The 16,980-nt window shown below is 68.6% G+C and carries 18 protein-coding genes; 9 read left to right on the top strand and 9 right to left on the bottom strand.

Going from position 1 to position 16,980, the window contains the following annotated elements; genetic code table 11:
- Positions 1-343: 343 nt before the first annotated feature.
- From ACFV20_RS35980 to ACFV20_RS35960, 5 genes are all read right to left on the bottom strand, one after another.
- Positions 344-1,156 (bottom strand): SAM-dependent methyltransferase, encoded by an 813-nt coding sequence (locus ACFV20_RS35980; RefSeq protein ID WP_385665239.1) that lies wholly within the window; start codon positions 1,154-1,156, stop codon positions 344-346.
- Between the two features lie 126 nt (positions 1,157-1,282).
- Positions 1,283-1,777 carry a hypothetical protein gene (locus ACFV20_RS35975; protein WP_385665236.1) on the bottom strand — a complete coding sequence of 165 codons (495 nt, stop codon included), beginning with the start codon at positions 1,775-1,777 and terminating at the stop codon, positions 1,283-1,285.
- A gap of 105 nt (positions 1,778-1,882) precedes the next feature.
- Positions 1,883-2,488: a TIGR03086 family metal-binding protein gene (locus ACFV20_RS35970; RefSeq protein WP_385665233.1), complete on the bottom strand. Its 606-nt coding sequence runs from the start codon at positions 2,486-2,488 to the stop codon at positions 1,883-1,885.
- A 201-nt stretch (positions 2,489-2,689) separates the two neighbouring features.
- Entirely contained in the window at positions 2,690-3,424 is a 735-nt protein-coding gene (locus ACFV20_RS35965) for a polysaccharide deacetylase family protein (protein ID WP_385665230.1), read from the bottom strand.
- Positions 3,421-4,098, bottom strand: coding sequence for a glycoside hydrolase family 11 protein (locus ACFV20_RS35960; protein WP_385665227.1), 678 nt, complete (start codon positions 4,096-4,098; stop codon positions 3,421-3,423). Before ACFV20_RS35960 ends, ACFV20_RS35965 begins: the two co-directional genes overlap by 4 nt.
- A 459-nt stretch (positions 4,099-4,557) precedes the next feature.
- On the opposite strand from ACFV20_RS35960, the gene ACFV20_RS35955 reads away from it, so the two are divergent.
- The 3 genes from ACFV20_RS35955 (at position 4,558) to ACFV20_RS35945 (ending at position 8,143) form a co-directional block, all read left to right on the top strand.
- The gene (locus ACFV20_RS35955) at positions 4,558-5,154 is read left to right on the top strand and encodes a DUF7010 family protein (protein ID WP_385665224.1); all 597 of its coding nucleotides are present in this window, start codon (positions 4,558-4,560) and stop codon (positions 5,152-5,154) included.
- 816 nt (positions 5,155-5,970) lie between these two features.
- Entirely contained in the window at positions 5,971-6,270 is a 300-nt protein-coding gene (locus ACFV20_RS35950; RefSeq protein ID WP_385665221.1) for a hypothetical protein, read from the top strand.
- Positions 6,271-6,688: 418 nt separating this feature from the next.
- Positions 6,689-8,143 carry a GNAT family N-acetyltransferase gene (locus ACFV20_RS35945; RefSeq protein WP_385665218.1) on the top strand — a complete coding sequence of 485 codons (1,455 nt, stop codon included), beginning with the start codon at positions 6,689-6,691 and terminating at the stop codon, positions 8,141-8,143.
- Positions 8,144-8,358: 215 nt separating this feature from the next.
- Here ACFV20_RS35945 and infA read toward each other — a convergent pair whose 3' ends face one another.
- Both infA and ACFV20_RS35935 read right to left on the bottom strand, forming a co-directional pair.
- On the bottom strand, positions 8,359-8,583 hold the full coding sequence (gene infA, locus ACFV20_RS35940) for a translation initiation factor IF-1 (RefSeq protein WP_031047878.1): 225 nt from the start codon (positions 8,581-8,583) through the stop codon (positions 8,359-8,361).
- Positions 8,580-9,374, bottom strand: a complete 795-nt coding sequence (locus ACFV20_RS35935; RefSeq protein WP_385665214.1) for a GNAT family N-acetyltransferase — start codon at positions 9,372-9,374, stop codon at positions 8,580-8,582. Before ACFV20_RS35935 ends, infA begins: the two co-directional genes overlap by 4 nt.
- Positions 9,375-9,807: 433 nt before the next feature.
- On the opposite strand from ACFV20_RS35935, the gene ACFV20_RS35930 reads away from it, so the two are divergent.
- The 4 genes from ACFV20_RS35930 to ACFV20_RS35915 all read left to right on the top strand — a co-directional run bounded on the left by ACFV20_RS35930 (position 9,808) and on the right by ACFV20_RS35915 (position 11,946).
- Positions 9,808-9,996 carry a transcriptional regulator gene (locus ACFV20_RS35930; RefSeq protein ID WP_385665211.1) on the top strand — a complete coding sequence of 63 codons (189 nt, stop codon included), beginning with the start codon at positions 9,808-9,810 and terminating at the stop codon, positions 9,994-9,996.
- A complete protein-coding gene (locus tag ACFV20_RS35925; RefSeq protein WP_385665208.1) occupies positions 9,989-10,183 on the top strand; it encodes a hypothetical protein in 195 nt (64 codons plus the stop codon). Before ACFV20_RS35930 ends, ACFV20_RS35925 begins: the two co-directional genes overlap by 8 nt.
- A 365-nt stretch (positions 10,184-10,548) precedes the next feature.
- Positions 10,549-10,932, top strand: a complete 384-nt coding sequence (locus ACFV20_RS35920; RefSeq protein ID WP_385665205.1) for a hypothetical protein — start codon at positions 10,549-10,551, stop codon at positions 10,930-10,932.
- Between the two features lie 342 nt (positions 10,933-11,274).
- A complete protein-coding gene (locus tag ACFV20_RS35915) occupies positions 11,275-11,946 on the top strand; it encodes a formylglycine-generating enzyme family protein (protein WP_385665203.1) in 672 nt (223 codons plus the stop codon).
- 192 nt (positions 11,947-12,138) lie between these two features.
- On the opposite strand, the gene ACFV20_RS35910 is transcribed toward ACFV20_RS35915, so the two are convergent.
- Entirely contained in the window at positions 12,139-12,750 is a 612-nt protein-coding gene (locus ACFV20_RS35910; RefSeq protein ID WP_385665200.1) for a DUF6585 family protein, read from the bottom strand.
- A 958-nt stretch (positions 12,751-13,708) separates the two neighbouring features.
- Here ACFV20_RS35910 and ACFV20_RS35905 point away from each other — a divergent pair.
- Both ACFV20_RS35905 and ACFV20_RS35900 read left to right on the top strand, forming a co-directional pair.
- Positions 13,709-14,779, top strand: coding sequence for an NADH:flavin oxidoreductase/NADH oxidase (locus tag ACFV20_RS35905; RefSeq protein WP_385665197.1), 1,071 nt, complete (start codon positions 13,709-13,711; stop codon positions 14,777-14,779).
- 58 nt (positions 14,780-14,837) lie between these two features.
- Positions 14,838-15,224: a TraR/DksA family transcriptional regulator gene (locus ACFV20_RS35900; RefSeq protein ID WP_385665242.1), complete on the top strand. Its 387-nt coding sequence runs from the start codon at positions 14,838-14,840 to the stop codon at positions 15,222-15,224.
- A 279-nt stretch (positions 15,225-15,503) separates the two neighbouring features.
- Here the strand turns inward: ACFV20_RS35900 and ACFV20_RS35895 are convergent, their stop codons facing one another.
- Complete coding sequence (locus ACFV20_RS35895; protein WP_385665194.1) at positions 15,504-16,736, bottom strand: hypothetical protein; 1,233 nt, start codon at positions 16,734-16,736, stop codon at positions 15,504-15,506.
- Positions 16,737-16,980 lie beyond the last annotated feature (244 nt).

Raw genomic sequence — 16,980 nt, 5'->3', positions numbered from 1 at the left:
TCAGGGGCGCGGGGAACTGCGCGACGAGCCCTCACGGCGCCGCACCTTCCGACGCACGGACCGCCCCGGTCAGGGGCGCGGGGAACTGCGCGACGAGCCCCCACGGCGCCGCACCTACCGACGCACGGACCGCCCCGGTCAGGGGCGCGGGGAACTGCGCGACGAGCCCCCACGGCGCCGCACCTTCCGACGCACGGACCGCCCCGGTCAGGGGCGCGGGGAACTGCGCGACGAGCCCTCACGGCGCCGCACCTTCCGACGCACGGCCCGCCCCGGTCAGGGGCGCGGGGAACTGCGCGACGAGCCCCCACCACGCCGCACCCGACCCGAACCGACCACGCACCTACGGCTTACGCCCCACTCCGCAAAACGCATCCACCGCCGCAGCCCCGGCCGCCACCCCCACACCCCCGCCCTCCCCCTCCGGCCGCCACTCGGGAACCCTCACCACCCCCGGCTCCACCAACTCCAGCCCGTCGAAGAACCCGGCGATCTCCGCCACCGGACGGACGTAATACGGCACCGCCCCACTCGAGTTGTACGCCTCCGACGCGGCGATCATGCCCTCACTCGTCGCGGTGCTGTCACTGATCACCAGATAACTGCCCGACGCGAGCCCGGCCATCAGCCGCCGCACCAGCTCCCGCGCCCGCTCGTACTCGGCGACATGACCGAGCGTGTTGAGGATCATCAGCCCGACCGGCCGCGAGAGATCCAGCGTGCCGGCGGCAGCCTCCAGCACGGCCTCGGGGTCGTACAGGTCCGCGTCCAGATACGCCGTCCGGCCCTCAGGGGTACTGCTGAGCAGGGCATGGGCGTGGGCCAGCACGATGGGGTCGTTGTCGACGTAGACGATCCGCGACTCCGGCGCCACGCGCTGCGCGACCTCGTGCGTGTTGTCGGCGGTCGGCAACCCGGTTCCGACGTCCAGGAACTGCCGTACGCCCCGCTCACCGGCCAGATGTGTGACGGCCCGCCCCAGGAAGCGCCGGCTCGTGACCGCCACGTCGACGAGCCCCGGGAAGATCGACTTGATCTGGTCGCCGATCTCGCGGTCGACCTCGTAGTTGTCCTTGCCGCCGACGAAGTAGTTCCAGAAGCGGGCCGAGTGCGGCTTGGACGTGTCGATGCGGTCGCGCAGGCTGTCGTCGGACACGGCGGGGCCTCCTGGGGGGTGGGGAAGGGTGACCGGTCCACCAACCTAGGCGAACCGCCCGACGGGATAAGGGCGTTGCCCCACCCGCCGCCGGTCCGCCGTGGCGTTTCGGCCACCGCCCGGCCGCTACACCCCGCGGGAGGCGACACCGCCCAGGTCGCCGCCACCGAGCCCGCCCTCGGACCCGTGGTGCTGGGTGACCAGCCAGAAGGCCCACGCCAGGGACCACAGCAGCAGCCCGGCGGCGACCGGCGTACCGAACAAGATCAGCAACCCGGCCCCGATGTTGGCTCCGATGCCGCCCGCGGTCAGGATCCGCCAGCCCACACCCGCCATGAGCCCGAGCGCCACCAGCGGCCCGAGCACACCCCACCACCGCTGGTCCATCGCCCCGCGCAGCGAGGCCCGCACGAGCCAGGCCACGCCGCCCAGCGCCAGTGCCAGCGCGAGCCCGCCGGCGACCGCGGCCACACCGTCGCCGATGTCCCACGGCTGGAACGCGTAGTCCAGCTCACTGGCCGGCACGCCCTGGTAGTTCTGCTGCCCCGTCAGTCCCCAGGCGGCCACCGGTACACCGCCGACCAGTGCGGCTCCGGCCGCCACGATTCCCCGTTTCCTCATACGGCCAGCATCGGGCGCCGCCGCGGGCCGGTCATGAGCACGCGTACTCAGATACGCCGACCCACCAGGGCACCCCCCCCGATGCCGCCCTGCCCGCCCTGCCCGCTAGGAGGCGCTCCAGCGGGGGTCGCGGCCGAGGTGACGCAGCAGGACCGCCACGTCGTCGTCGCCCTGCTCGGGCGCCAGGACGGCGGCGTACGCGCCGTAGGAACGCAGCGGCTCGACGATCTCCCGGGCGACCTCGAGGAGAGGACGGGCCAACTCCGGTGTGAGCGGCGACGGTCGGCCCGTCGCCCGGGCGATGTCCCAGGCGTGGACCGCCGCGTCCAGCCCGCACGCCGCCGAGCCCGACCACGGGGACATCGTGTGCGGCGGCACCGGCGTGGCCACCTCGGCGATGTCCGGGGCGACCCCCGCCCACGCCTTCGCCGCGCGCGCCAGGGCGTCCTCCAGGAACGTCGCCGGGTCCACCCCCTCCATCGCGCCCGACGGGGCGAACGGGTCGAAGTCGGGGCCGGGTTCACCGGTCAGCGCGGCGGCGAAGCCGATCTGGTCGCCGACGGCGTGCTGGAAGACCTGCGCGACGGTCCATTCCGCGCAGGGCGTCGGCAGGTGCCAGCCGTCGTCGGGGACGGCGCGGACCGCGGTGCGCAGGGCTTCGTGGGAGGCGTCCAGGACGTCCCAGCCGCTGGAGATCACGCCATCGCTCATCGGAGGGCCCCCGTTCGCGGTGCCCGCTCAGTGCCGCATCTCGTTGTCATGCGTCCACTCTGGGCCCGTGACGGCAGCAGAATCACCGCTTTCCGTGACGTCGGGAAGATCCCAAGGGCGCGACGGCGGTGGAGCCGTCGCGCCACACGGTCAGGAGGGCGCCACCGCCCTGCCCGACCCGGGGAGATCATTCCCGCACGGTCAGGAGGGCGCCACAGCCCTGCCCGAACCGGGGGAGATCATTCCCGCGCAGAGGCCCCGGGACGCCAGCGTGCGGGCGATACGGGGGACGGCGGCGAGAGTGTTGGCGGGCCAGTCGTGCATGAGGATGACCTGGCCGTCGGTGAGGCGGGCGACGGACTGGACGATCGCGTCGGTGCTCGCGCCGTTCCAGTCCTGCGAGTCGACGTGCCAGATGACCTCGGTGAGGCCGTACCGGCCCGCGACCGACTTCACCGTCGCGTTGGTCTCCCCGTACGGCGGGCGGAACAACTTGGGGGTACCGCCTCCCGCGTTGGTGATGGCCTGCTGCGTGCGGGAGATCTCGGAGTCGATCTGTGCCTGGCTCAGCCGGGTGAGGTGCGGGTGGGTGTAGCTGTGGTTGGCGACCCACATGCCGGCCGCCACCTGGGCCCGGACCAGGGACGGGTTGGCCGCCGCGTACTGGCCCTGGTTGAACATCGTGGCCCGCAGCCCGTTCTGGCGGAGCGCGTCGAGCAGCTTCGTCGTGTTGCCGGACGGTCCGTCGTCGAAGGTGAGTCCGACGTACCCGCCGCAGGCGGCGGCACCAGCCGGGGGAGCGGCTCGCGCGGAGGCGGCGGCCCGTGCCGGGGCGGCCGCCTGTGCCGGGGCGACGGTCGAGGCCGTGACGGTCGTGGCCGTGAGCGCCGCGGCCGCCGCCGTCACGAGGACCGCCGGCACACGCCTCGTCCTCACGACCCGACCCTGATGCTGGAGCTGCCGCTGCTCTGGTATCCCTCGGTCGCCATGATCATGTAGTACTTGAAGTTGCCCAGCGGCATCCCGGCCCGGGCCCACGCGTCGAAGTGGTTGCCGGCCGTGATGGTGCCGCCCGTCCGCCTCGACTGCCGCACGCTCCAGTACTGGTCGAAGGTGCGTACGCCCTCCACCGACGGGGCGTTGTACCGCGTCGTCTTGTAGATGTCGTACGTACCGCCGTCGCTGGTGACGGTGCCCTTGTAGGTGCCGGTGGGCCGGTAGGTGCCCCAGTTGTCGACGATGTAGTACTCGACGAGCGGGTTCGCCGTCCAGCCGTAGAGGGTCAGGTAGGCGTTGCCGGACGGGTTGAACGAGCCCGAGTACGTCACCGTGCGGCGGGCGCCGGTGCTCCAGCCCTTGCCCGCGACGAAGTTCCCGGTGTTGCGCCAGGAGGTGCTGTAACTGCCGCCGGACGACAGGTTCATGGACACCGTGCCCGGCGCGTCCGTCCAGAACGAGTAGTAGTAGCCGTTGTTGGTGCCCGTCTGGTTGCTGGTGACGACGGTGTCGGCATGCGCGGTGCCGGGCATCGTCAGGGCCGCGGCGGCGACCAGGAGCATGGTGCAGACACTGCTGATGAGCAGCCGGAAGCGGCCTGGTGACTTCTTCATGGGGGTGCTTCCTCCTCGTCCTCGTGGGGGTGGGTCGACGGGGGAGCTCTGTCATCGGGGAGTGTTGGCCGGGTCCTGTCAACTGTCAATGGTTTCGACGGCGGTCACGAAATGTTCGGCCGATTGCGGCGGCGAGACGCACGCGAATCCCGCTGCTCAGGCGGACGTTGACGGCCGACGCACAACAATCCGACGACTCGGAACGCCTCTCAAGCCCCTGGAATGATCAATTCCTCTACCCGAATGTTTCGAACGATTTCCGGACCGATTGACGACCACTCCACCCCGCAGACCGACAAAATCCGGCCGCACCGCAGCCGACGAAATCCGGCCGCACCACAGGCCGACGAAATCCGGCCGCACCGCAGCCGACGAAATCCGGCCGCCCGTAGGAGACGAAATCCGGCCGCAGCGCAGAAAGCGACGGAACTTCGCGCAAGGCCCCTGTACTCTCCGCGGGTGCCGTCGACCTCCGAAGCAACGCCCGCCGCCCCGTCCGCCGAGGACCCCGAGTGCCTGGCGCTCACGCGCACCCTGCGCCGCCGAGGCGTGCTGGTGCTCTCGGTGTTCGCACTGCTGTGGGCCGTGGCGGCGGCGTCAGCGACCGGCTCGGCGACGGACGTCGCACCGCTCGCCATCGAAGTGACGGCGCTGCTGCTCACCACGGCGGCGATCTACCTGGCCTACCGCGAGAACACCACGCCCTCACCCCGGCTGGTGAACCTGCCGGCCCGCTGGGCGCGCGGCGTGGGCATCGTCAACACGGTCGAGCTGGTGGCCGTCTTCGCCGTCATCGCCGCGTCCAACGCCGCGGGCCGGCCCGAGGCCGTCCCGGCGGGCATCGCCCTCGTCGTGGGGCTGCACTTCTTCCCGCTGGCCCGCCTGTACGACCAGTGGCAGTACCGGTGGACGGCGTCGCTGCTGACGGCCGTCGCGATCGCCGGGTTCGTCCTGGTCGCGGCGGGCCTCGCGGACGGGACGGTGCGGCTCGTGGTGGGCCTGGGCAGCGCGACGGTGCTGTGGGCGTCGTCGTACCACGTGGCGCTGCGCGGCTGACCCCCGTTCTCACTGTTTCCCACGGTGACCGTCCGGCCCTGCCCGGTTGAACTGCTGGGCGGCCGTGTGCTGCCCTCAACCGGCTTCCGGGCTGCCCGCCAGGCGGCGTCTCCACCAGAGGTCGGACCGCCATTGCCGCCGAGCGGCAAAGGGATCCGGCAGCGTGCGCTCGACGTAGCGGGCATCCAGGGCACGTACCAGGCGCGCGAGTTCGGCACGGGGCCGGGGAGACAGGTGCCGGAGAACCGCATCCAGTACGTCACGTGCGTGCCGTACGTCCTCGAAGGAGCAACCGCGGCACGAACACGTCCCGTCCTGCGGGTACAGAGGCCGTCGTCCCGGTGGATGCAGAAACGCTCGGTACCGCCGCAACGCACGGTCGGTGGCGCCGGGGTAAATGTAGTAGTCGCTCGAGAGCCGCTCCGCCCGGTCGACCGCGATGCTGGTGCGGGCGGAGAGGCCGTGAATCCGGTCCGGAGGCAAGCTCCACGGAACACGGAGAGATCGCTCGGCGCGCAGGGCGCCCGGCCGCTTACGCGGCATGTGCCTTTCGGTAAGTGAACATGAGCAGCATCATGCCAGCACTGGGACCCCTGTGGCCCCTTACTGGACCCCTTACTGGACCCCTGGACCCCTTCCCGGGCCGTTTCCCGGGAATGGCGTGGAACTGATGGGCGAAGTCGACGACGTACCGCACGCCCAACCTGCGTAGAGAATTCCGTCCTTGCCTGGAATGCGTGGGTCGTCTCCAATGAGGGTCGACTGACCGTCAACTCCCAGTCTGTCGAACCATGAGGCGAAGGTGAGTGAGTGCACATGGCGGATTCCGAGCGGGAGAGGGAACCCGGAAAGACCGAGAAGGAGATCTACGGAAGGATCGGCGACGCGATCGGCGCCGCCAGCGGCGACGGCACGGGACTGCTGGGCAAGTTGTGGGGACGTGCGATCGAAGAGGTGGCGGCAAACCCCAAGCGGTTCCACAACAACGTCGCGAAGTACGGCACACTCCCGGGCAGCGGGCAGATGATGCTGGTGGTCAAGGCGATGGACGACACGGAGGAGCGTCGCCGCAACGACGAACAGCAACAGCAACAGTCTCGGAAGAAAAAGAAGTAAGGGATGTCGGAGACGACCCAAGAGGGTGGCCGATCACCTCGGGTCACGCCTCCAGCCCGGCCAGATCCGCGCGGAGCACCACGCGCGCCGCGCGGGTCGCATCTCCGTGAGCCTGCCGGGCGGCGTCGTACTCCTCGGACGCGAGCGTGGACCCCGACGCGAGCTCCTCACGTATCCGGCGCAGCGAGTGGTACGAGGCGTCAACGGCCGACCGTGCGCCGCCACCGCAGATGCTCGCCGGCCAGCGTCGCCCCGATGCCGAGCACCGCACCCAGAGCCGTCCCCACGAGAGTCACCCATTCCACGCGGTGGATCGTGCCACACGGAAATTCGCTTGTCGCGACCATGAGTTGACGCTGCACTGTGGCCGGACACCACGGGGTCGTGGTGTCGGCGTCCGGAGGAGGCAGTGGCAGCGATGGAGATCCGTCCCACGACAACCGAGAAGGACTTCGACGTCTTCGTCGACACGGTCCACGCCGCGTTCGGCCACTTCCGGGAAACCCCGGTCGAGGGCGGCGGGCTCTGGTGGTCGGCGCTCGAGGCGGACCGTTGCCTCATCGCACAGACGACGGACGGCCGGCCCGTCGGCACCGCCGCCACGCACTCCTTCGAGCTCACCCTGCCGGGCGGGACCCTCGCCCCGGCTCCCGGGGTGACCGCCGTCGGCGTCCTGCCCTCGCACCGGCGTCAGGGCGTGCTCACCGCGATGATGCGGCACCAGCTCACCGCCCTGCGCACACAGGGGGCGTTCCTCTCCGTGCTGCTGGCGTCCGAGGCCATGATCTACGGCAGATTCGGCTTCGGACCGGCGACGTACACGGGACACCTACAGGTGCCACGCCACAGGTCGGCCCTCGCCGCACCCCGGGGGGTGCTGCGCGGAACGGCCGTCGGACCGGGGACCGACACGGCCACCGGCACGGACAACGGCCGGCATGGCGGCGGGACCGACGGTGAGGCCACCGGCACAGCCGCCGGCACGGGCAACGGCCAGCATGGCGGCGGGACCGACGGTGAGGCCACCGGCACAGCCGCCGGCACGGGCAACGGCCAGCGTGGCGGCGGGACCGACGGTGAGGTCACCGGCACGGCCACCGGCACAGCCGCCGGCACGGGTAAGGGCCCGGACGGCGGCTCGGTGGAGGTCCTGCGCCGGGCCGAGTGCGGCGAGATCCTGGAAGAGGTCTACGACCGGTACCGCCGTGCCACGCCCGGCGCGCTCTCCCGGCCGCGCCGCTGGTGGGCCGTGCGCGCGGGGCAACCCCCGATCTCGCCGGCCCCGCGCTACGTCGCAGTACACCGAAACGCCGAGGGCACCCCCGACGGGTACGCCAGCTACTCGATCGACTCCGGCACCCTGACGGTCGACGAGACGATCACCACGGACGACACGGTCTTCAGTGCCCTGGCCCGCTTCGCCCTCGGACACGACCTGGTCACCAAGGTCGTGTTCAAACACGTCCCGCCCGAACACCCGCTGCGCTGGCAACTCGTGGACTTTCGCGCCGGCGAGGTGAGCGGCGCCATGGACTGGCTCTGGGTACGGCTGCTGGACGTCCCCCGCGCACTGACCGCGCGCGGCTGGCTCACGGACGGCGAACTCGTCCTGGACGTGGACGACCCGTTCCTGGGCGAACACGACCGCTACCTGCTGACCGTCCGGGCCGGAAAGGCCGAGTGCGTCCCGACGGACCGGGAGCCCGACCTGTCCCTGGACATCAGGGATCTGGGCTCCCTCTACCTCGGCGGCACCAGCCCGAGCACGCTCGTACGCGCCGGACACATCAGGACCCACCACCCCGGGGCGACAACACGCGCCGACACACTCTTCCGCACGGAACGCCCGCCGCACTGCCTGCACTGGTTCTGACGAGCGCTTGCGGGCAAGCCGACCCTCAGCCGCAAGAGCCACCCGGCATCCGGGCACCTCGGTAGGCACTCTGGCGTTCCGGCACCTCGGTACCCCGGCACCCTGCCACTCCGGCACCCTGGCATTCCGGCCACGATCACACCGTGGCCGGAATACCGAGGTCACCTACATACGACCGCGATCAACGGCCGCTACTGAAGGGATGCCGAACACGGCTAGTTCCGGTACCGGAACACGATCCGCCCACGCGTGAGGTCGTACGGCGGGAGTTCCACCAGCACCCGGTCCTCCAGCATGATCTTGATGTAGTTCTTGCGGATCTTCCCGCTGATGTGCGCCAGCACCTGATGGCCGTTCTCCAGCTCCACGGTGAACATGGCGCTGCGCAAGCACTCGACGACCCTGCCCTCGACCTCGATGACGTTCTTGTTCCTGGTCATCGAACCAACTCCAGGTTGCTGCTCATCGGCCGGGCACCGACGCCCCGGAACAACGCTGTGGCCGCGTGGTTGGACTCGTGCACTTCGGTCCAGGCCGTGTCGAACCCGGAGCGGTGCGCCGTCACCAGCGCATGGGCCAGCAGTGCCCGCCCGATGCCCCGGCGCTGCTCGCCGGCCCGCACGGCGACCAGCCCGATGCGCGGCCGAATCGGAGTCACCACCCGGATCAGCCCCAGGTAGCGGCCCGCCGCCGAGGCGACCGCGTACTTCGACGGGTCGACGACGGTGTCACCCTCGGTACGGGGAAACACCTCCGCGGGCATCGACTGCCACCACCCCACGGCCGCCTCGACCTCGTCCCGGACCGCGCGGTCCACGTCCCGCAGCAGACCCTCGTCGGCCTGTCCGGCGGGCACGATCGTCACGCCCGGAGGCGGCAGCACCTCTTCGAGCCCTGTGACCCGGGGATCGGTCGGTACGGCGTACTCCCACTCACGGCGCCCGACCGAAAAACCGGCCCGCCGCCACTGGGCCGTCAGCTCGACGTCCGCTTCGTCGACCACCGTGTACAGCGGTGCGGGCAGTTCCGTCACCATCACCTGGGCGAGCCGGTCGAAGACGACGTCGTGCCAGGAATCGACACTGACGAACAAGCGTCCGTCGGGCCGGTACTGCGCATGCCCGCGACCGACCACGAGGTCGTCGTGCAGGGCGTGCCATTGCCTGTCCGCGACACGCGTGATCACCACGGCGTTCTCGCTCAGGCCGGATACAGAAGGCTTTGTGTCCATCGGAGTCTCCCTTCCAGGAGTGCCTCGATCTCAGGCGCTCCTGGCGACACCGAACGTCAGCCGCCGGACCGTGACGGGATGAGGGAGCACCCACGGATAACTGCGTTCACGGGTCTCACCTCCTACGACGACTCAACGGCCCACCGGGAAAGTAGCAGCGCCCTCCCCACGGCTCAAACCCTTTTCCGACGCACGCTCCTGAAGCTGGACGGAATCGACACCACCCCACCCCGAGCGGGGGCCCGTAGGCTTCCACCTCGTGTTCGTCCGGCCGCACCCGAAACCCTCATGCGCACCGGCCCCACCGACCCGATGGACGGCTACGACCACCACGTCCACGCACCGAACCGCCTGCGCGTCCGCGCACTGCTCGACACAGCAGAGGAGGCCGGGTTCGCGGTTCAGCAGGAGAACTGGGCCTGTCCGCGTCCGTATGGAGCAAGCACGCCGACCCGGCCCCCTGATCGAGGCCGGCTACGTCGAACAACGCAAGGCGGCCCGCACCACCCGCCAACGCGTCTGGCTGCGACTGCCCCCTCAGGGCCGCAAGGCCTACCATGGCCACCTCGCGGCGCTACGGGCGATCGTCGGCAGGCAGCCACGGCAGGAGCACGATGACTGAGCATGGCTGGTACGACGACACCGACCACCACGAAGCAGTGCGACAGGCAGAACGCGCACGGCGGTTCGCCTGGTCAGCGATGGCCTGGACCACGGGAGGGCTCGGCTGCCTGCTGATGACCACCGCCGTTCTCTGCGCAGCCGCGGCGGCCGCGTGCTTGTTCGTCGTGGTGTCGAGCCATTACTGAGCGCTGTGCGTGAGCGCTGTGCGCTGAGCGCCCACGAGGCCCGAGCGCGATCACAGATCCGGATGGCCCCGCCCGGCGTCATCGCTGCCGCCCCACGGCGTCATCGCTGCCGCCCCAAGAGCCGAAAACCTTCGGATCCACCTCCCCCGAAGCCCCCCGGTACGGCACGGTGTCTCCGACCGTCCGCGTGAGTCATGGGGGGATCGACAGTGTGGGAGCAGTTGCCTGCTTTGGCCGGCGTGGCCGTGGGAGCCGTGGGCTCCTACGTGGCAACCAGCCTTACGGAACGGAGCCGATGGCGACGGGCCAGAGCCGAACGCTGGGATCAGAAGCGACTGGACACCTACGCGTCCTACGCGAACATCTTGAAGCACCAGATCAACATCGCCCAGCGCATAGGCGCCGCGAGAGGCTTCCAGCACGCGGTGGACCCGCTGGATCCGGAACAGGGCCTGGTGCAGCTCAGCGAGGCCGAGGCACGGCGTGCGGCCGAGTGGGAGACGGTGCTGCTCGTCGGCGACGCCGAGACCATAGCGGCGGCTCGCCAGTGGCATGAAGCCGTATGGAACGTCGAACTCTATGCGCGCGGCCTGAAGGAGGACCCCGCCGGCTGGGAAAGAGCAGTCGGGCGGATGAGCCGAGCACGTGACCACTTCTACGCCCTCGCCCGCCGAGACCTGGGCATCGCAGGCCCCCCTCCACCCTCCGGAAACTGGCCCCGCGTCTGGCAGCAGGACGAAGCGAACTGAGAGCAGCCTGGCGAGCAATCCCGTTTTCCGGGCGGTTCAGGCGCTGATCTGGGCGAACGTACGGTCCGCGCTCCTTCTGGGCTCGACCGTTGTCACCGTGGCTCTCCGCTCGATCTGGTGCGGTGGGTGCGGTGGGTGCGGTGGGTGCGGTGGGTGCGGTGGTGGTGCAAAGCCGCAGCGTCCAGGAGGTGATGCCTTGAGCACACCTCCCCTCTCCGCCGGGATGCCCGACTGCTAGCGTCCGGCACCATGTGGGCTCAAGAGATCGTGGCCGGCCGCCCGGCTTGGCGGCACGTGCCCTCCGGTGTGGTCTTCCGGGCCGTTCCCGGTGGGACGTTCCGGATGGGTTTGTCCGACGCGGAACTGGAGGCGGTTCGTGCCATCGAGCGGGCCGACGGCGCCGATGACAACCTCGAACCCTTCTTCGCCGGTGCCGTCCGGGCCCGGCCGGTGCGAGAAGTGCGGGTCGAGCCGTTCTTGATCGCCCGGCATCCGCTCACGGTGGCGCAAGCACGGCACTGGCTGCCCGCGTACGAGGACAGCTTCGCCGAAACGGATACCAGCACGGCCCGTTTCGAGGGCGACGTGGACGACCTGCTCAGGGCGTTGCCCTTCCGGCTGCCCAGCGAGGCGGAGTGGGAGTACGCGGCCCGGGCAGGCACGACCACGCTGACCTTCCGCGGGGACGGGAGGCCGGATGAGGACCATGTGCTCGGTGACTTCGCCGACGAGGAGCGCACGGCCGCCGCGGAGAACGCGTTCGGACTGGCGGCGATGGGGTCGGCGAACGAGATCTGCGCCGACGTGTGGGTGCCCCATTTCACGGACGCCCCTGCAGACGCACGCCCCCGCACCGGGGACGGACCGCGGGTGGTGCGCGGAGGCGGTGGCGACCTCCACCCATGGCAGGGCTGCGACGAGTGGCTGCTGTTGCTCTCCGCCACCCGCGACGAGGCCCAGGACTTCACCGCTGTCCGCCCGGCAGCACCGGTGCCCGTCAGTCAGCGGACATGAGGCGATGCTGCTGCTGCGACTGACTCTGCACCAGCGCGACCGCCTCTTGCGGGTGCTCGCCGACTCGGTTGAGAGACCACGGCTTTCAGGAGGACGCACGAGCGGCTCCGAGAGGGGGATGGCTCCACAGGGGGGAGGGCTCCACATCTGCGACTGCCCCTCCACGCGGTGCCCTTGACCGCGCTCCGGCCGTCAGGCGTTCTGGCGCGGCCCGCCGTATCGGAGCTGCTCCACGAGGGCGAGGAAGAGGAAGAGATTCGGGATCGCCTTGACCGGCACCCTTGCCCAGGGCAGTTTCTTGCCGACCTTGCGCAGCACCAGCACTCCCTGTGAGAGCTCGGCCTTCTCGATCTGCGGCCACGTCAGGCTGTCCCTAGAGGTGGCCACACCGCCCAGGTTGACCGAGAGCTCCCCGTAGGTCAGGGTCCCGCCCTGCTCCAGCCCGGCGAGCAGTCCGGGGATCTGTGCCCGGGTGATCTCCTGCTGCAATGCCGGGCCCCAGCGCTCGGCCTGGTCGTAGAAGCCGGTCACCTTGAGCGTCGTACCGTCCGCGCGATAGAGCGTGTAGACGTAGGTGGTGCCGACATATATGCCGTTTGCGTACCGCTCTGTGATCTCCTGGAGCACCGTCATCGTGTCCCAGCGGAAGACGGACACGTCGCCGCTCTTCCCCACCTCGGCCAGGCCGTGTTCGAAGAAGTGCAGTCGGCGGGCGGCCTGCTTGCGCGAGAGATTGGGCGTCTGGGCAGCGAGCCAGAGGAAGTAAGCGCCCAGGGGAGGAAGGATCAGGGAAACGGTCCCCATGAGCAGCAGGGCAGCGAGCCGCACAGGGCCGACCCGCTTGGGCAGGAACGTCTCACGCAGTTGTCCGAGCCCTTCGGTCCCCGGAGGTGCCGTCTGGGGGGCTGATGCCTGCCCGGGGTCTTGCTGAGCGGCGGATTGTGCCATGAGTCGTGCTCCAACCTGGGTGTTCCAGAAATCCGGTGACCATTGTGCGGTCGGGCCCGACAGCGGTACACGCCGGGGGCTCGGCGGCCAGCGGAACCGGCACGCCGGCCCCCGACAGCGGTACACGCCGGGGGCTCGGCGGCCAGCGGAACCGGCACGCCGGCCGAGGATCCACAGCCTCCGTCTCACCTGCACCCAGCACTCTCCCCAGCTCCCATCCCGTACGCCGTGGGCCGCGTCTGCTCGGCTCTGCTCTGCCTGGGTCGATGGTGTGCGGGACGGGCCAGACCATTCGCTGGTAGCCGAACCGCGGGGAGCCTTCCACCGCCCGCGTCGATGCCTGGCGTCGTCGATGTCAGCGGTGGATGTCAGAAGCGGCTCTGTGCGGAACGGGCTCCAGCGGTCGTACCGGCGGCGCCAGGTCCTGTGACAGCCGACGCTGCACTGCTGGCGGCGGGGGAGAACCAGTCCCGTAAGAACCTCAGGGGGCTCCTGCGAGGGTCGACGCCTGTGGCGACAGCTGTGGGCGATCAGGACGACCCAGATGATCAGGACGATCAGGACGACCCAGACGATCAGGATGCCCCGGGCGATCAGGACGCCCCAGGTGTGCACGCGACCGGCCCGGGACCGCCACATGCCCGGACATCTGCCATCCGCGCGGGTGAGCACGCCTGGCCGGTGGTGTGTGCCTGGAGCGGCCGGGGTACTCGGGGGTGCACCACCGTGCGGGGCGCCCCGCAGGAACCCAGGCGGTCACGGCTCGACGGCTGCGGGGCACCCGGCCCCCCACACCCCTCCTGCGAGGCCTCCGATGAGCCGTCTCTTCTCACCGCTCACCCTCCGCGGCACGACCTTCCCCAACCGGGCCTGGGTGGCTCCCATGTGCCAGTACAGCTCGGTCGACGGCTATCCGCAGGACTGGCATCTGGTCCATCTCGGCTCCCTGGCCCGCGGCGGGTCCGGCCTGGTCATGCAGGAGGCCACGGCGGTGGAACCCGAGGGCCGGATCACCCCATCCGACGCCGGCATCTGGGATGACGGGCAGGCCGCCGCGTACAAGCGGATCACCGACTTCGTTCACGAGCAGGGAGCCATGGCCGGCCTCCAGATCTCCCACGCGGGCCGCAAGGCGTCGACGGCACCGCCCTGGGAGGGTGACGTCTACGTCGAACCGGAGGCCGGAGGATGGCAGACGGTCGCACCGTCACCGCTGCCCTTCGGCGACTGGCCGGCCCCGCGGGAACTCGGCGCGGACGACATCCGCGCCCTGGTCCGGGCCTTCGGCGAGGCCGCCGCGCGGGCACTGTCCGGTGGCTTCGAGGTCCTGGAGATCCACGCCGCGCACGGCTATCTGCTGCACCAGTTCCTGTCACCGCTGTCCAACCACCGCAGCGACGAGTACGGAGGCGACCTCGACGGGCGCAGCCGTTTCCTGGTCCAGGTCACCGACGCCGTACGGGCGCAGTGGCCGGAAGACCGCCCGCTGTTCGTACGCTTCTCGGCCACGGACTGGGCCGACGGCGGCTGGACCCCGGAGGAGACGGTCGAGCTGTCGCGGCACCTGGTGGCCCACGGCGTCGATCTGGTGGACATCACCAGCGGCGGGCTCGTCCACAACGCCCGTATCGAAGTGGAGCCCGGCTACCAGGTGCCCTTCGCCCGAACCGTCCGCGAGGGCGCGGCCCTGCCCGTCTCCGCGGTCGGCCTGATCACCGCACCGGAGCAGGCCGACCAGATCCTCGTGGACCGCTCGGCCGACGCGATCATGCTCGCGCGCGAACTGCTGCGCAACCCGACCTGGCCGCTCCACGCGGCCCACGTGCTCGGTGACGACGTTCCGTGGCCGAAGCAGTACCAGCGTGGCCGCCCCCGTCATCGCTGAAGCCGTCGCCGCCCGAGCAGCCGGGAATTCGGCGCAAGACAATGAGGTTTCCTCCGATATGAGCGATGACCACACCAATGCCGCTTTCGCCGCGCCCCAGGGCGAGTCGATGCGGGCGCTGCTCGCGGCCGACCGTGTCGGCACGCTGCAGCAGATAACCGCCCTGAGCCGTGAATACGAGGGGATCGTCGAGGCGAACGCACTGGTGGCCATCGACGACGAGCACGACCCGGAGGGCGCGAGCACGGCCTTCGAGCGGGCACACGTCGCCGCCCTGCTGTCCCAGGCGCGCGAACATCTGAACGATCTCGATCGCGCCCTGGAACGGTTGGAGAGAGGCGACTACGGGCGCTGCGAGCAATGCGGTGAGCCGATCCCCACGGAGCGCCTCGAAGTCCGCCCGGCGGCAAAAACCTGCGTGCGCTGCGCGTCGGTAGCTCGCTGAAGAACACTTGGAACCCCGAAGAGGCCAGTCAGGAGGAAACCCCTCCTGAGCCGAGCGGTGGGGGAGCGAGGCCGCTGACCTGGAGGTTCACCTGGTCGAGCTGCCGAGAAATCGACCGCGAGACACCGTCGTTGACCGTAACTGACCCCTGCATGCATCTGGTACGGCAGGGGCACGGATTCCAGCCGCCGACAGTCAGCCACGACGACGGGTGTGCCGACCGATTACGCAAAAATTAGAGCACTCATCTCTGACAAGGGAATCCAGATAGCGACGCATCTACGGATCCAACCTGTACTCGACGCTGCTCGTTACAGCCCTACTGCGCCGGTACAGATCAATGCTCTGTACCGCTGTCTCCTCGTGCTTCTTTTTAGATGGCCATGTGACTGCCAAGAAATCTGTTTCCAGATGAGGTACCGGAGTTTCATCCGTCGGCTTTCGGAGGGATACACGAGCCTCGGGACTATCTCCTAGCCAGCCACGAATAATGCTTTCCCGAGGAAGTTTTGACTGAAAGCACACGTACGTCTCCTCTGCATCCTCCGGCTCACACTTGCGGAATTCTCCCAAGTCCTCCCCGCCGTGTGTGATTAGAGATAGGAAAACTGTCAGCCGCAGCTTCTCTTGGAGCCTGTTATCAACATCAAAGGAGAATGATGTAAGCAACTTCTGTCCAGGAGTTAGGTGGCCACCATGTCTGACCAAGCGGCCAACCTTTAGTACCCCTTTATAACCACTTTCCTCCCGCCAAGCCACCCGACTACGAGTCAGGGCGTCCCGTACTTGATCACTCGTCATCATGTGGCCTGTCGAGCCGTTATCGTAAGCCGTCACAGTGTAAAACGCTCCTAGAACATCGAGTTCCCCGCTCCCCACGTTATTAACTGTCACAGCCCCCTGTGCATGCGTAACCTTCCCGTACCGTCTGAACTCATCGATCTTGGCAACCACGTTTACACGAGGGCGCTCATGCACTGGCCTGTAAAAGGTCATGTACCAGAACTGAATCAGTCCAGCCAGGGGAAGTAGGGCAATCACTACTCCCCAACTAACTGTCAAGGATCCTGATTTAGAGAAAAGGGCGCCCAAGGCTGCAATAAAAGCCAGCAGCAGCATCAAGCTTGCAATGATGATTACCAGGATATCGGCGACGTCGTGAAAGTCGCCGGAGAATTCGATCCAGAAAGGAATCAGCAGCATTGGGACTGCGGTTGCTTGACCCGCAACAATGCTAGGAAATTGCCAAGCGTTGAGGTCGGGATTCTGGTTCCCGACATTACTCCAGCTTGCTAGCTCTCTCTGAACTTGAATGAAAGCGAAAGAGTTAATAACTGCCGCTGCAATTCGCAGAATGGCTGTGACGACCTGCTCTCTTCCGCAGATAATCATATCGCCAATAGCGGTAGACGAGAAAATGAAAGCGTCTGCTAGCAGTACCCAGCGGAACCGCTTGACGTTTACCGTCCAATAGAACGAATCCTGCAGTCGGTGGAGCAATTGCGTGAGCATGTCGACAGGCTAGAAAGTGCGGTACCCGAGTATCGGTAAACATTGGCTTTCCGCAACTGAGTCCACTCGCATGGATTCAATTCGTCATAACGTAGAGTTAATTGACCGCAGTCTCGAATTTGGGCGTTGTTGATAGAGTTGAGGTTGGTGGAGTCTTAATGACCGAGTCAAGCGGCTGTAGCGGTGTGTGTCCTTGCTGGTGGGCTGGTGGTGAAGGGGCGGTCGTCGCGTAGCAGGGCCCAGA

Origin of the sequence: Streptomyces sp. NPDC059696 (genome assembly GCF_042733745.1) — a bacterium.
Taxonomy (GTDB): domain Bacteria; phylum Actinomycetota; class Actinomycetes; order Streptomycetales; family Streptomycetaceae; genus Streptomyces.
This window is presented reverse-complemented; position numbering and strand designations above follow the sequence as displayed.